Annotated in this window: 15 protein-coding genes; 9 read left to right on the plus strand and 6 right to left on the minus strand. The window is 75.8% G+C overall.

Going from position 1 to position 13,806, the window contains the following annotated elements; translation table 11 throughout:
• Positions 1-2,886: AAA family ATPase (locus ACIP60_RS16080; RefSeq protein ID WP_400684324.1), on the minus strand; the 2,886-nt coding region annotated here is incomplete at its 3' end.
• A 253-nt stretch (positions 2,887-3,139) separates the two neighbouring features.
• Here ACIP60_RS16080 and ACIP60_RS16085 point away from each other — a divergent pair.
• The gene (locus ACIP60_RS16085; protein ID WP_400684327.1) at positions 3,140-3,925 is read left to right on the plus strand and encodes a DUF6426 family protein; all 786 of its coding nucleotides are present in this window, start codon (positions 3,140-3,142) and stop codon (positions 3,923-3,925) included.
• Positions 3,926-3,941: 16 nt separating this feature from the next.
• Positions 3,942-5,027, plus strand: a complete 1,086-nt coding sequence (locus ACIP60_RS16090) for a Fic family protein (protein ID WP_400684330.1) — start codon at positions 3,942-3,944, stop codon at positions 5,025-5,027.
• A 171-nt stretch (positions 5,028-5,198) separates the two neighbouring features.
• Here ACIP60_RS16090 and ACIP60_RS16095 read toward each other — a convergent pair whose 3' ends face one another.
• From ACIP60_RS16095 to ACIP60_RS16115, 5 genes are all read right to left on the minus strand, one after another.
• Positions 5,199-5,864: a PASTA domain-containing protein gene (locus tag ACIP60_RS16095; RefSeq protein ID WP_400684333.1), complete on the minus strand. Its 666-nt coding sequence runs from the start codon at positions 5,862-5,864 to the stop codon at positions 5,199-5,201.
• A gap of 387 nt (positions 5,865-6,251) precedes the next feature.
• Positions 6,252-6,518 carry a DUF4235 domain-containing protein gene (locus ACIP60_RS16100; RefSeq protein ID WP_100839135.1) on the minus strand — a complete coding sequence of 89 codons (267 nt, stop codon included), beginning with the start codon at positions 6,516-6,518 and terminating at the stop codon, positions 6,252-6,254.
• Positions 6,515-6,976, minus strand: a complete 462-nt coding sequence (locus ACIP60_RS16105; RefSeq protein ID WP_400684337.1) for a DUF3618 domain-containing protein — start codon at positions 6,974-6,976, stop codon at positions 6,515-6,517. Before ACIP60_RS16105 ends, ACIP60_RS16100 begins: the two co-directional genes overlap by 4 nt.
• Positions 6,973-7,392: a phage holin family protein gene (locus ACIP60_RS16110; RefSeq protein WP_400684340.1), complete on the minus strand. Its 420-nt coding sequence runs from the start codon at positions 7,390-7,392 to the stop codon at positions 6,973-6,975. Before ACIP60_RS16110 ends, ACIP60_RS16105 begins: the two co-directional genes overlap by 4 nt.
• A 155-nt stretch (positions 7,393-7,547) precedes the next feature.
• Positions 7,548-8,579: an Lrp/AsnC family transcriptional regulator gene (locus ACIP60_RS16115; protein ID WP_400684342.1), complete on the minus strand. Its 1,032-nt coding sequence runs from the start codon at positions 8,577-8,579 to the stop codon at positions 7,548-7,550.
• Between the two features lie 103 nt (positions 8,580-8,682).
• On the opposite strand from ACIP60_RS16115, the gene ACIP60_RS16120 reads away from it, so the two are divergent.
• The 7 genes from ACIP60_RS16120 to ACIP60_RS16150 all read left to right on the plus strand — a co-directional run bounded on the left by ACIP60_RS16120 (position 8,683) and on the right by ACIP60_RS16150 (position 13,781).
• A complete protein-coding gene (locus ACIP60_RS16120; RefSeq protein WP_400684345.1) occupies positions 8,683-9,645 on the plus strand; it encodes an alpha/beta hydrolase in 963 nt (320 codons plus the stop codon).
• Between the two features lie 77 nt (positions 9,646-9,722).
• Positions 9,723-10,298 carry a hypothetical protein gene (locus ACIP60_RS16125; protein ID WP_400684348.1) on the plus strand — a complete coding sequence of 192 codons (576 nt, stop codon included), beginning with the start codon at positions 9,723-9,725 and terminating at the stop codon, positions 10,296-10,298.
• A gap of 10 nt (positions 10,299-10,308) precedes the next feature.
• Complete coding sequence (locus ACIP60_RS16130; RefSeq protein WP_400684350.1) at positions 10,309-10,965, plus strand: hypothetical protein; 657 nt, start codon at positions 10,309-10,311, stop codon at positions 10,963-10,965.
• A gap of 111 nt (positions 10,966-11,076) precedes the next feature.
• Positions 11,077-11,847, plus strand: a complete 771-nt coding sequence (locus tag ACIP60_RS16135) for a polysaccharide deacetylase family protein (RefSeq protein WP_400684352.1) — start codon at positions 11,077-11,079, stop codon at positions 11,845-11,847.
• A gap of 91 nt (positions 11,848-11,938) precedes the next feature.
• Positions 11,939-12,109, plus strand: coding sequence for a hydrophobic protein (locus ACIP60_RS16140; protein WP_400684355.1), 171 nt, complete (start codon positions 11,939-11,941; stop codon positions 12,107-12,109).
• A gap of 260 nt (positions 12,110-12,369) precedes the next feature.
• Positions 12,370-12,801, plus strand: a complete 432-nt coding sequence (locus tag ACIP60_RS16145) for an ATP-binding protein (protein WP_400684358.1) — start codon at positions 12,370-12,372, stop codon at positions 12,799-12,801.
• A 314-nt stretch (positions 12,802-13,115) separates the two neighbouring features.
• On the plus strand, positions 13,116-13,781 hold the full coding sequence (locus tag ACIP60_RS16150; protein WP_400684361.1) for a DUF4232 domain-containing protein: 666 nt from the start codon (positions 13,116-13,118) through the stop codon (positions 13,779-13,781).
• The last annotated feature ends 25 nt before the right edge of the window (positions 13,782-13,806 follow it).

A 13,806-nucleotide genomic window follows, 5' to 3' on the forward strand; every position in this document is an offset into this window, starting at 1 on the left:
TCGCGGGTGCGCGGTGCGGCAGTCCGTCGACAGTTCGGCGCGGGCGCGGGTCACCTGCTCCGTCACGAGCAGCGCCGGGTGCGTCCGGGTGACCGCCTCGGCCGTGCCCAGGCGGTCGAGGGCCGCGGCCGGGCCGTGCGCCTCGTGGAAGGCGCGGGCGCCGGTCGCCAGGGTCCAGGCGTACTGCACCGGCATCCCGGCGGACCGGAACGCCTCCGCGGCCCGGGCGAAGTGCCCGGCCGCCGCGCCGTGGTCGCCGTCGGCCAGCTGGAGCCGGGCCCGGGCGCACCGCGCGTGGGCCTCCTGGACGGGCAGCCCGAGCCGCCGGGCCTCCGCCTCGGCGGTCCGGACCAGCCGCTCCGCCTCCGCCCGGTCCCCGCACGCCAGGGTGGCGGTCGCCAGCACGGCCAGCAGGAACGGCCGGGAGAAGGGCCGGACCAGGGGCAGCCGCTCGTCGGACCCGCCGTCCAGCAGGGTCCGCCGGCACCCGGCCGGGTCACCGCCGAGCAGCCGGGCCTGGGCGAGCAGGCCGGTCGCCGAGGCCGCCCACCAGCTGTGGCCGGACGGGACCGCCTCCGTCGCCTCCTCGACCAGCGCCACGGCGTCGGCGGCGCCCTCCCGACCGCGGGCCCAGACGAGCGCCGTCGCGCGGATCGCCCGTGCCAGGGCCAGCGCGGGCCGCACGCCCAGGCAGCGGGCGAGGTCCTCGGCCTCCGCGGCGTGCTGCCGGGAGGACTCCAGGCGGCCGGTCCACTGCTCGGCCACCGCGAGCCCGAGCAGGCGGTGGAGCAGGACGGGCCGCTGGGGCCTCCGGCGGTCGGCGGCCGGTCCGCGGTGGTCGGCCGTCAGTCCGCGGCGGTCGGTGGTCAGCCCGTGGCGGTCGGCGGTCAGCTCCTGGCGGTCGGCCGTCAGCCCGCGGCTCAGGTGGCGGGCCGCGTCGGCGAACCGCTCCAGGTAGAGCTCGGCGCTGCCGAGCAGGGCCAGGGTCTCCGGGGTGCGGCCGGCCATCGGGTCCGGCAGGGCGTCGACCAGCCGGGCGCAGTGGGTGACCTCGTCCAGGGCCTCGGCCAGGTCGCCCGCGTGGGTGACGCAGAGCGCGTCGAGCACCCGTAACACGATGCGGTCCGGCTCGCCGGCGCCGGCGCCATCCGCGTCCGCGTCTCCGTCGCTGGAGGCGGGGCCGGGGCCGCCGCCGTGCCCGTCGGCCCCGGCCGGGACCCGGACGGCTTCCCGGAGCAGGGCCCGGGCCTGGTCGTGGGTGCCGCGCAGGACGTGGACCAGCCCGTGCTCGATGACCAGTTCGGCGGCCTCGGCCGGCAGCGGCGACGGCAGCGGCCGGGGCAGCAGGCGGAGGGCCGCGTCGGCCAGGGCCGCCGCCTCCGCGTAGCGGCCGAGCTGCCGCTCGGCGCCGACGCAGACCGCGTACGCCTGGCACAGCTGCCGCTCGTCGAGCGTCGCGGCCCGGCGGCCCAGCAGTTCGTGCGCCCGGGTGCGGGCCTCGCCCGGGTGGCCCGAGGCGATCAGGGCGCGGCAGCGGGCGAGTTCCATCGCGTTCCGGGCGGCGGCGTCGGCTGCTCCGTCCCCTCCGTCGGGCAGGGCCTCCAGGGCCAGTCCGAGCCAGCGGGCGGCGGTGGCCGGTTCCAGCGCCGCGATCTCCGCGGCCCCGTCCGCCAGGGTGCGCGCGGCGAGCGCCGCGTCGCTGCCCAGCAGGTGCTCGGCGTGCCGGGCCCGGTCGCGGGCCCGCCCGTCCCGGCCGGTGATGAGTTCCAGGGCGCGGCGGTGGGCGCGCAGCCGGAAGGACAGCCCGGCCCGCTCGTGCGCGACGTGGCCGACCACCGGGTGGCGGAAGGCGAGCCGGCCCTGCCAGTCGGCCTGCCGCAGCAGGCCGGCCTCCTCCAGTTCGGCGAGCGCGTCGAGGGTGCGGTCCGCCCCCAGGCCGGAGAGCCGGGCGACGTCCTCCGGCCGGAACGGGCTGCCGGCCACGGCCGCCGCGGACGCGGTGAGCGCCGCGGGCGGCGTCAGCGCGTCGAGTTCGGCGACCAGCGGTTTCGCCGCGCGCAGCAGCCCGACCAGGTCGGTGCCCGCCCGCTCGGGCCAGTGCTCGGGCTGCCAGCGCGCCGCGACGAGCAGGCGCAGGTAGCGCGGATTGCCCTCGGCCGCGGCGCACAACCGGGCGGCGAACGCGCGGAGTTCGGCCGGGGTGCGGGCTCCGGGCTCCCCGTCGGCGGGCCGGTCGGCCAGCAGGACGGCCACCTCCTCGCCGGTGAGGGCGCGGGGTTCGACCCGGGTCACCGTCCCGGCCCGCACCCCGTCCTGCAGCGCGGCCCGGAGGGCGGGCGCGGTCTGCCCGGGCCGGTGGGCGACCGCGAGCAGGAACGGGGCGGGCGTCACCGACCGCACCAGCCGGACCAGCAGCGCCGTCGACGCCGGATCGCACAGGTGGACGTCGTCCAGCACCACGAGGTGCCCCGCCGCCCAGGCGAGCGGCCGGCCGTCCGGGCCGTCGAGCCGCTGCTCGGGCCCGGCGAGCCGCTGCTCCGGCCCGTCGAGCCGCTGCTCCGTCTCGCCGTCGTCGCCCGCCGACTCCCGGGCGTCGCGGAAGACCTGCCACGGGCCGGTGCCGCCGCGCCGGGCGTGGGCCCGGGCCACCGGGACCCCGCGCCGTGCGGCCAGCTCCAGGAGCGCCCCGGCCAGGCGGGTCTTCCCGATCCCCGGCTCCCCGGGCAGCTCGACGACCGAGCCCCGGCCGCGTTCCAGCGCGAGCACGGCCCGGGTGAGCACGGAGAGTTCGGCCTCCCGCCCCACGAGCCGGCCCCCGGCGGGCCGTTGCTCCCCGACGAGCTGCTCCGCGGCGAGGTGCCCGGCCGGAGAACTGTTGTGCTGCAAGGCGCTTGCCCACTTCCGTTGTCGACGCGAGGTGCCCCACCCGGCCCGCCCCGGACGCCCCGCCGCCGCCGCGCCCCTCGGCGGACCTCCCCGGCGGGGCCGGGCGGTCCTGACGACTCGGCGGCGTCGACCGGGTGCGCCCTGACACGGGCGGCCCGGGAGATACGTACGGAGATTACGTGCTCCCCCTGACGCTTCCGCGGGCGTGCTCGATGAAGCTGGCCTCTCCCGACCTTCCGATCCGGAGGACAACGTGAAACTCAGGAGCATGGCGGTGGCCGCCGCACTCGGCGCCACCGTCCTCACCACGGTGCCGGTGGTCACCGCCCCGTTCACCGCCTACGCGTCCTGCGTGGACGACCACTCCACCTGCGGCAACGAGGACCCGCCGCCGCCGGAGGACCCGGACGACCAGGACCCGCCGATCATCGACTTCCCCGACCCCGGCTACCCCGACTACCCGGGCGACGACCCGGGGCCGGCGACGGGCAGCCTGCCGACCGTCATCACCAACGGGTCCAACGTCAGCGAGGCGCCCGTGCCCGTGGCGGACGCCACCCTGCCCACCGTCGTGGTCACCGGCACCGCCACGCCAGCCCCCGCACCGGCCGACCCGGCCATCCCCGGCAACACCGGAGCCGTCGGCGGGGGCGGCGAGGACAGCACCCCGGGCGCGGTGCTGTACCGGCTCGGGAAGCTCTGGGAGAAGCACGAGAACTGCTACCGCAACGGCAACTCCATGCCGTACAAGGTGTCGGAGACCGTCAAGTACGACGTCACCTACCAGGTCAGCACCAACATCTCGGCGAAGGCGGTCGACGTGCTCACCGCCACGATCGGCACCCAGCTCAACACCACGATCAGCCGCAGCCAGACCGTCGACTTCACCCTCAACCCGGGCGAGAGCTGGTCGCTGTTCGTCGAGTACCAGACCAACGTCTACCGGATCACGACCTTCGACTACTGGAGCCTCTCGTACAAGACCGAGTTCGTGAACGTCACGGCCCCGACCGGCGTCGTGACCCCGCGCCCCTGCTGAGGCCGGTCCCGTCCTGATGCCCCGCCACCCCTCCGAACCGGCGGCACGACCGGCCACGCCCGTCGTGCCGGTCGTGCCGCCGCTCGACGCGGAGGTGATCCCCGGACCGGCCCGGGCCGCGGCGCTGGCCGCCCTCGCCGCGCTCACCGCGGCCGTCCGGCGCCACCTCGGCGACCCCGACCTGTTCCACCGCCCCCGCTACCGGATGAAGGCGCACCACCGCCACCTCGCCGGGCTGACGGGCGAACAGGCGACCGCCCGGATCGCCGAGGCCGCCGAGGCCCGGGCCGCGGCCGGGCTGCTGGCCGTGCACTCGGTCCGCGCCGAACGCGCCGAACAGCCCGACCGCCGGCCCTGCTTCACCCCGGACGCCCTCGCCGAACTGCACGGGCTGCTCGTCGCCGCCGACCCCAACATCCCCGGCACCGGCGGCTTCCGGAACGCCACCGCCAGGGTGAACTGGCCCGACGGGCAGCGCTTCGTGATGACCGTCCGCCCCGGCCGGGACCTGCGCGACCACGTCCGGCGCTGGCACGAGTGGGGCACCCGGACCACCTCGCCGCCACTGGACGCCGCGGCGCTCGGCATGGTGCGGCTGCTCACCGTCCACCCCTTCCCCGACGCCAACGGCCGCACCGCCCGGCTCCTCGCGGAGTGCGACCTGGTGGCCGCCGGCCTCCTGCCCGGCCTCCTGCTCGACCTCGAAGGCTGGACCGAACGCCACCGGGCCGAGCACGACCGGGCGGTGGTCGCCGCCGCCCGAGGCCGACTTCCCCGCTGGGGCGAGCTGTTCGCCCGCACCGTCACCGACACCGCCCGCCACCGGACCGCGACCGTCGAGACCTACGGCGCCCTGATCGACGCCGCGATCGCCCGCACCGACGGCGACGCCGCCGAGACAGCCGTCCTCAACTGCCTCCGCACCGCCCCCGCCCTCTCCGCGACCTGGCTCCACGACCGCATCCCGCACGACCCGGCCCCACCCCTCGACCGCCTCCGCAACGCCGGAATCCTCACCCCCCACCCCCGCCTCCCGGGCGCCCTGATCCACCCTCAGGCCCTGGCCGTCCTGGACACCCCGTACGAAGACCCCCCGCCCTGAGGCCACCCCGGGCACCGCCTGCCCCGGAGATTGCTGCCCCGTCCTGACACCGGCCGGGGCTTACTCGTCGGCCATCCGTTCGGGTCCGGGAGGAAGGCCGCAGTGAGGCGCAGATCGGTAACGACGTGTCACCGGAGTTTGTTCATGGGGGAACTCCTGGTTTCGGGCTGGCTACGGGCAGGTCTCGCCGAACTTGACGACCGTCAACGTCACCGGCTGACCGGTCAGTGCTGCACCTGCGGCCGGTGCCTGGGAGCACACCTGCCAGTTCGATTCCACCAACACCATTCGGCCTTGCGTCGCATCCTTCACCGAGAAGCTGGTGTTCTTCGGCAGCAGGTCCCGTACGGTCGCCACCGACTTCCCCCGCACGTCCGGCATCGACGCCCCGGCCTGGGGTGTCGCCGCACCTTGGTCCGCAACCGGGCACTGTTCGTCGAGCTTGACCGCAGCCATGTCCACCACCGTATTGGTGGGCTGCTGACCTGCGGCCGGTGCCTGTCCGCACACCTTCCAGTTCCGGTCGTCGATCTGCGCACGGGATCGGCCCAGGGCGTCATGCGAGGTGAGGCCGTAGAAGCCGTCGGCCTGGGCCTTGTCTTGCGCGGCCTGAAGCCCCATGCCGGTGAAGTCCGGAAGCTCCGCTGTCTTCGCCTGGCTCCCGGCTGCAGGCGCTGGCTCGCTGCTGGCCGGAGCTGCAGTCTGGGATGCCGGCGGGGGCGCGGCAGCGGGCGTGGTCGAGCCGCTGATGGTGCTGCTGGTGGTCGGGTCGCAGGCGGTCAGGGCGGCGGCTGCGATGAGCAGCCCGACAGTGGTGGTTCGGCGCACGTTCAACATCCCCGGAGTAGCGGTCAGATGGATGGACCGTAAAGGGGGTGGGGGAGCAGTGTTGGCGATGTGGCCGAACCGTGATCGGGTGTGGCGGCGCAGCTGACGCTGGGCGGGGCCCGGCACCGGAGCGGTTCGCGACGGACGTGCCGACTGCCGTAGTCCTTGCCGCCGGCCACGCCACCGTGTTGGCCGCCACGGTCGCTGTCGACGCGATGTCGCCTCCGGCGACTGACAGCTGAACAGAGCGACGTTGGGGCTCGCGTGTGTCGGCCCGCTTCCCGGGCAGCGGTCGGTGCGTACGCCACCCGTAAACGCGGCTGCGGTGCCTGAGCGTCCGGACGTGCCGAGGCGCCGGTCCTCCCGGGGGTGGGGGGACCGGCGCCTGGGGGTGGGTCAGCCGGGCCAGGTGCCGGTGAGGCGGCGGGTGGCGGTGGCTCCGCTGCGGTCGATGGCGGCTTTGACGAGGGCGAAGATCGCGCCCTGGAGGGTGGCGGCGAGCAGGACCTCGCGCCAGGTGCGGTCCTCGTCGGTGGCGTCCGGGGTGTCGTCGTCGTGGCCGATCAGCTTCCAGGTCTGCTTGAAGGCGACGCCCGCGAGCAGGCCGCCGACCACGCCGAGCGTCAGCCCGACCGGCTTGTACAGGATCTTGACCGCGTTCACTTCTGCTTCCGGCCGCGCAGCAGGAGCAGGGTGACCACCAGGACCCCGCCGCCGACCAGCAGCGGGGTGCGGTTGGCCCGGGCCGCCGCGACGGCGGACGCGGCCTTCTGCCGCAGTTGCTCCGGGGTCTTCTCGGCGGCCAGGTGACCGGCGTGGACCGCGGTGTCGCGGATCTGGGTGGCGGCCTGGTCCGCCTTCTCGAGCACCTGGTCCGGGGTCTTCTCCTTGACCAGGTCGGCGGCCTGCCCCGCCTTCTCCCGGAGCTTGCCGGTCAGTTGCGCGGCCTTCTCGGCGGCCTGTCCCTTGAGTTCTGCGGTCTTCTCCACGACCTGCTCCTTGACGTCTGCCTTGGCCGCCAACGCCTCGACCGTGCGGCCGAGGTCCTCGCGGGTGTGCTCGACCTGCTCGCGGAGCCGGTCGGTCTCCGCCGATCCGTCGCCCTGGGGCTGCTCGTTCATCGGTGTGCCCTCTCCTTGATCTCGGCCACGTCGGCCTTCACGCTGTCGATAGTCTGCTCGGGCGCGGGAGCGCCGGCCCTGGCCACCTGCTTGCGGCCGGCCTGGACCAGGACCGCGGCGACCAGTGCGAGCAGGGCCGCGACGATCAGCGCCGACGCCCACACCGGCAGGGCCAGTGCGAGGGCGGCGATCGCCGCGACGACCACGGCCTGGGCCGCCAGGACGCCGACCAGGCCGGCCCCGCCGACCAGGCCGCCGCCCAGGCCGTAGCGCTTGCCCTTCTCGGTCAGCTCCGCCCGGGCCAACCGCATCTCCTCCCGGACCAGTTCCGAGAGTTGCTGCGACGCCCGCGTGACGAGGGCGCCCACCGGCTCCTCGCCGCCGTACCGGGTGCCGTCCCCGATGCCGCTGCTCATGGCCTTGCTCCTTCCTGCTGCCGTCCTGCTCCCGTGCGCATCGGACCGGGATCCCTCCCGGCCCGCACGCGCCTACCCCTGAACTCGCGGGTCATCCGCCGCAGGTGCCGACGTGGTCGGCGGGGTGCTCTGCGGACCGGGGGAGGGGGAGGGGTTCAGCGGCCGGTGGCGGGGGTGACGACGGCTGTTTCGACGTGGGTGATGCCCAGGCCGGTCAGGTCCCGGGAGAGGAAGCCGTAGAGGGACTCCAGGTCGGGGAAGTAGCCGGCCGCGTGCAGGTTGGAGGGGCCGGAGGTGGCGAAGGCGCCGTGGACGGCCGGGTGGGCGGCCAGGGCGCGGCCGGTGGCGGCCAGGTGGTCCGGTGCCACCCGGAGGAGGAACTTCGCCTCGATGGGCAGCCCGAGCCGGCGGGGGTCGACCAGCACCTGGGTGACCAGCCGGCCCTCCGCGGCCATCCGGGCCAACCGGCGGCGGACCGTGCTCTCCGGGTGGCCGGTCCGGGCCGCCAGGGCCGTCGCGCTCAGCCGGGCGTCCGGGGCGAGGGCGTCCAGCAGGGCCTGTTCCAGCGGGTCGGCCTCCACACCGTACGGGCCGGGGGCGGGCGGTGTCGGTGCGGTCGGTACGGTCGGGGCGGTCGGGGCCGGAGCGAGCGGTGCCGGTGCGGTCGGGACCGGGGCGGCCTGGGCCAGGGCCGTGCGTTCGGCCGCCGTCAGCACCTGGTGGCGCCACTCGGAGGTGAGCCGGAAGACGTGCAGGATGGTGGCGCTCTCCACGGACGTCACCGCCTGGGTGGAGGGCAGTTGACGGAACACCAGCCGGTCGCGCGAACCGGGTTCGGTCCGGGCGACCGCGAAGATCTCGTCCCCGGCCGTGGTGACGTCGACGAACGGGACGTCCTCGCGCGCCGCCAGCGCGGCCACGATGGCGTCGAGCTTGCCGCGCAGCACCCTGATCCGCAGGAACAGCGCCCCGGCCGAGCCCCCGTGGCGCGGCCGGGCCACCGGGGAGACCACCACCCGCACCGTGCCGTCCGCGGTCAGCGCCCGCAGCCGGCGGCGGACGGTCGTCGCCCCCACCCCCAGCACCTCGGCCGCCCGTTCGGCGCCGAGCCGGCCGTCCCACTGCAGGGCGGCGACCAGCCGCTGGTCCAGGGGACTCAGAACGGAATGCGCCGATGCACGGACCATGACAGCGAGTTTCGCTCATCGCGCCGCCCCGCGGCGACCGTTCCGGCACCTCCGGGCCGAGGATGGGAAGCACCCCGACCGATCCCCACCGAGGAGGCTCGCCGTGTCCGAGATCCGGCAACGCACCGAAGTACGCTTCGCCAGCGGCACCACCACGTGCGCCGCCTGGCACTACCCGGGGTCCAACGGCGGCTGCGTGGTCATGGCCGGCGGGACCTCGGTGACCAGGGGACCGGCCACCGACCGGTTCGCCGCCCGCTTCCACCGGGCCGGGTTCAGCGTCCTCGCCCTCGACTTCCGGCACTTCGGCGGCAGCGGGGGCACCCCGCGCCAGGTCGTCCGCTTCGACGAGCAGATCGCCGACTACCGCGCCGCCGTCGACTTCGCGGCCGGCCTGCCCGAGGTCGACCCCGACCGGATCGCCGTCTGGGGCTTCTCGCTCGCCGGCGGCCACGTCCTGCGGGTCGCCGCCGACCACCCGCGGCTGGCCGCCGCCATCGCCCAGACCCCGCTCGCCGACGCCCCCGCCATCACCCCGCACGCGCTGCGCTCGATGACCCCCCGCGCGGCGCTGCGCCTGTTCGGCCGGGCCGCCGCCGACCTGCTCGGCGGCCTCGTCGGCCGCCCTCCGCTGCTGGTCCCGACCGCCGGACCGCGCGGCACCGTCGCCTCGCTCACCACCGCCGACGCGACGGACGGCGACCGCGCCCTCGACCCCGACCGCCGCCACACCGACTGGGACCGGACCGTCGCGGCCCGGATCGCCCTCCAGTTCGGCACCTACCGCCCCGGCCGCCACGCGGCCCGCATCCGCTGTCCGCTCCTGGTGGTCGTCTGCGACGACGACCGCAGCGCCCTGCCCGGACCCGCCCTGCGCGCCGCCGCGACCGCCCCGCGCTCCGAGACGCTCCGCCTGCCCGGCCGCCACTACGCCCCGTTCCTGGAGGCCCACGAACCGGCCGTCACCGCCCAACTCGCCTTCCTACGCACGCACTTGCTCGCCGACCGCCCGGACGCAGCCGGAGACCCGGGTCGGCGCGACCGTGCGCAGCGGGCCGCCGGGTGAGCGGTGCCCGGCCGTTCCTCCCGGGCCTCGGGACGGCAGCGGATCGGTAGGACCGGGGCCGGGACGAGGGGGCCGAGGTGGGACGAGGCGAGACGGCGGCCGGGCTGTTCGGGGCGCGGGCCGGATTCGGGTTGGAGTTCCACCTCGGACAGGACCCGGCGCTGCTGTGCGTCGACGTCTTCGCCGGCGGGCTCCGGGTGGACGCGCGGGACAACGCGTTCTACCCGCCGCTGCTGGTCAAGAAGCTCGGGGCGGAACTCGGCCGCTTCCGCACCCCGGCCGCGCCCCCGCCGGGGTTCACCTCGCCGGCCGAGTCCTTCCGCCGGTCCGAGCGGTGCAGGTACGGCGAGGACGCCGGCACCGGCACCGACGCGGCACTCGCGCGGTGCGCGTTCCTGGAGTGGGGGGAGCGCACCGACGAGGTGACGGCCTTCGCCTTCCCCGACGGGGAACGGGTGCACCTCGCCTGCCGGGTGCGGGCGGACGGCGGCGCGGCCTGGGGCACCGGGGCCCGGCGCGGGCCGACGGTGGCGTCGGTGCGCCGCACGGCGCTCGTCGGGACGCTGGAACGCGCCCTCGCCGTCGCCGAACGGGAGTGGTCCGTCCGCCTCGCCGCCGGCCGTCGCGCCGGGGCGCGGCCGGACAGGGCCTAGCCTCATGGTCGTGGGCACCGACGTGTACGGCTGCATCGAGATCCGGGATCCGAACGCCGACGAGGACTGGTTCGAGTGGGAACCGTGGCAGCGCTGCATGGACCTGTGCCCGCTGTACGGGGGGTTCGGCGACTACCCGGCGTTCGCCCTGTTGTTCGGGGTGCGCAACGACCTGGGGTGGGAGCCGCTCGCCGCGCGCCGCGGACTGCCGGGGGACGTCTCGGCGGCGGTGCGGGCGGAGTTCGAGGAGGCGCGCCGCCTGGACGCGACGGTGCACGGCCCGACGTGGGTGAGCTGGGCGGAGCTGGCGCGGGCCGACCTGGCGGCCTCGCCCGCGGCCCTGCGCGGCGTGGTCCTGCTGCGCGAGCCGACCAGCGAGGGCGGGCACGTGCGGGGCGGGTACGTGCAGCGGCGGTTCTGGGTCGGCGAGCGGTGGGGCTCGGCGGAGCTGGTGCGGCGGATGGGCCCCGGGGTCGGCGGCCGGAGCCCCGCCGAACTGCCGTTCGGTGAATGGTCGGTGGGCGCCACGCGGGTCACGTACCGCCCGTTCACCCTCGGGGACGCCGTCGGGCCGGGCACCGGCTGGGAGCACGTGTTCGCCGTCATGGCGGCACTGGCCGGCCGGTTCGGCGACGACGGCGTCCGGCTCGTCGTGTACTTCGACTGACGGCCGAGGGCCGAGGGCCGAGGGTCGGCGGTCGAGGGCCGACGGTCCGGTGCCCCGGCTGCGGCGTGCGGCCGTTACATCGGACGAAGGAACAAATGTAGGGTTTGCGGCATGAAGCTGGTCAAGAGGCGGCCCCGGTTCTACCTGCTGCTGGGCGTGGCGGTGCTGGCGGTCGCGGCCCTGGTCACGGTGGCGGTCATCCGCAGCTTCGCCATGGTCACGGTCAGCCCCGGGCAGGCGCGGAAGCAGGCGAAGGGCGCGCCGGTCGCGGGGCGGGTGGACTGCTCGCGGGAGAAGTGCATCGCGCTCACCTTCGACGGCAGCCCCGGGGAGCCCACCGGGAAGGTCATGGACCTGCTGGCGGAGTACCGCGCCCCGGCGACGTTCTTCCTGGAGGGGCGGGACCTCCACAGCCACCCCGACGTGGTGCGGCGCATCGCGGCGGAGGGGCACGCGATCGGCGACCACACCTGGACGCACCCCCGGCTGACCGAGGTCTCCGACGCGCAGGTCCGGGACGAACTCGGCCGCACCGCGGACGCGATCGAGGAACTCACCGGCCGGCGGCCCACCCTGATGCGCCCGCCGGAGGGCCGCACCGACGACCGGGTCTCGGCGATCTCGCGGGAACTCGGCATGGCCCAGGTGCTCTGGACGGTGACCGCGCAGGACTACGCGACCGACGACACCGCGCTGATCACCCGGCGGGTCCTGGACGGCGCCGCCCGCGACGGGATCGTCCTGCTGCACCCGCTGCACGAGGGCACCGTCCCCGCCCTGCCCGCCGTCCTCAAGACGCTCAGCGACCAGGGCTACACCTTCGTCACCGTCGACCAGTTGCTCGCTCCCGGCACGGCGCGGCCCGGCACCATCTACCGGTGACGGGCCGTCGGCCCCGACCCCGTTTTTTCGGATGCATGTTCGTCCCGGCCATGGGCAGACGGCGGTTCGACACCGACTACGGAGGTTGCACGTGGTTCCCCTTCTTCTCGTCCTGCTGCTGGCCCTGCTCCTGTTCGGTGCCGGATTCGCACTCAAGGCCCTCTGGTGGGTGGCCATCGTCGTCCTGGTGGTCTGGCTGGTCGGCTTCGTCGCCCGCGGCGCCCACCCCTCCGGCGGCCGTCGCCGCTGGTACCGCTGGTAGGCGCTCCGGTCCGGGCACGCCCGGGAACCGACATCGAGCGGGGTCCGCGCGCAGGCGCGGGCCCCGCTCGTCCGTGTCCGCCACCCGGTTCGGAGCGGCGGGGTGTGCGCCACCGCTCACGGGGCAGACCTCCAGCAGCCGTCGGACGGGCCGGCGCGGAGAACGGCGCGGAAACGGCCCGGCCCGGTGCGAACCCGCCCTCCTCGTACCGCGTCCGAGCCGTGCCCGGAACGAGCCCGTCGACGAAAGGGATGGAGACCATGGAAGGACACGACCCCGCACTGCGGGCCGTGGGTTGGGCGCGGACGCTGCCCGTGTCCAGCGGCGTGCGGACCGGGCGCTCCTGGGCCCGCCGGCACCTCGACGAACTCGGCTGGACGGCCCGCGCACCCGAGACCGCCGACGCGGTCATCCTCACCATCTCCGAACTCATCACCAACGCCCACCTGCACGCCCGCAGCGACGCCAACCTCGTCCTCACCTGGGACGGTTCCTGCCTGTACGTCAGCGTGCACGACGACTCGCCGAGGATGCCGCGCCCGCGCGAGGCCGGGTCCGACGCCACCTCGGGCCGCGGGATGGCGCTGGTGGACAGCCTCGCCGACGACTGGCAGGCCCGGCCCGACGGGCGGGGGAAGACCGTCATCGCCTCCTTCCACCCGAACAACTGCACCGAACACCAAGGCGATTGATCCGAGGCCGGTCGGCGGGAGGGCAGGGGCACGGGGAAGGACCGCAGCCGTGGTCAAGGCCGTCCGGGTCACGGGTGTGTCCCGGCGGGCGGCCACGGCGGCGGTGCTGCTCCGGGGCCGGGTGAGCCGGCGTCAGGGCTGGTCGGGGGCGGCGGCCGGTGCCGCCGGAGCGGGCCGTTCCCGGCCGTACTGTCACAGCACTGTCCTGGGGGCGGACCGGACGCAACGGTTCGGCCGGGCGGGCAGTCCTGCTCTTCGGAAACCCGCTCGCACCGAACGGTCGGCACCGCCGTCCCGTCCTTGAGGAGAACACCATGCGCGCCCGCACGTCCGTCTTCGCCGCCCTGGCCGTCGCCGCCGCCCTCTCGCTCACCGCCTGCCAGGACGACGAGACGGACACCGCGCAGGGCGCCCCGACCGGGGCCGCGACGCGGACCGCGTCCACCGCGTCCACCGGGTCTCCCGCGGCCTCCACCGGTGGCGGCCAGGCTTCGGGCGGCGCGGGGAAGAGCGCCGCGCCGACCAGCGCGGCACCGACCGGCTCCGACGCGGCCGGGAAGGCGGCCAAGTGCCGGACGGCGGACCTGACCGTCACCGCCGCCGACCGCACCATCACCGGCGACGCCACCCGCACCGTCGTGGTCGAGCTGAAGAACCGCAGCGGCAAGGACTGCGCGATCTCCGGGTACGCGGGCGTCGACCTCCAGACCTCGGCGGGCCCGCTGTCCGCCGAGCGCTCCGGCGAGCCGGTCGTCGCGGGCGTCCTGAAGAGCGGCAAGTCGACCTACTTCGGCATCGGTTACCCGGCCAACACCTCGGGCGGCTCCGGCATCCGGATCACCGGCCTGGTGGTGACCCCGCCGGACGAGACCCAGTCGGTCACCCTGCCCTGGCCGGGCGCCGCCTCGCTGCCCGTCACGGACGGCAGCGGGACCCCGGTGCGGGTCGGCCCGGTGGGAAGCGCCGGCCAGGGCGAGTGACCCCGGGGCCGGGATGCCGGGGCGC

The sequence above is a fragment of the Kitasatospora sp. NPDC088783 genome, from assembly GCF_044750705.1.
In the GTDB taxonomy this organism is placed as follows: domain Bacteria; phylum Actinomycetota; class Actinomycetes; order Streptomycetales; family Streptomycetaceae; genus Kitasatospora; species Kitasatospora fiedleri.

Coding starts and splice junctions, on each gene's coding strand:
- ACIP60_RS16090 (WP_400684330.1), top strand. CDS start 3,942: ATGCCCCGCCACCCCTCCGAACCGGCGGCACGACCGGCCACGCCCGTC.
- ACIP60_RS16095 (WP_400684333.1), bottom strand. CDS start 5,864: ATGTTGAACGTGCGCCGAACCACCACTGTCGGGCTGCTCATCGCAGCC.
- ACIP60_RS16105 (WP_400684337.1), bottom strand. CDS start 6,976: ATGAACGAGCAGCCCCAGGGCGACGGATCGGCGGAGACCGACCGGCTC.
- ACIP60_RS16110 (WP_400684340.1), bottom strand. CDS start 7,392: ATGAGCAGCGGCATCGGGGACGGCACCCGGTACGGCGGCGAGGAGCCG.
- ACIP60_RS16115 (WP_400684342.1), bottom strand. CDS start 8,579: ATGGTCCGTGCATCGGCGCATTCCGTTCTGAGTCCCCTGGACCAGCGG.
- ACIP60_RS16135 (WP_400684352.1), top strand. CDS start 11,077: ATGAAGCTGGTCAAGAGGCGGCCCCGGTTCTACCTGCTGCTGGGCGTG.
- ACIP60_RS16145 (WP_400684358.1), top strand. CDS start 12,370: ATGGAAGGACACGACCCCGCACTGCGGGCCGTGGGTTGGGCGCGGACG.
- ACIP60_RS16150 (WP_400684361.1), top strand. CDS start 13,116: ATGCGCGCCCGCACGTCCGTCTTCGCCGCCCTGGCCGTCGCCGCCGCC.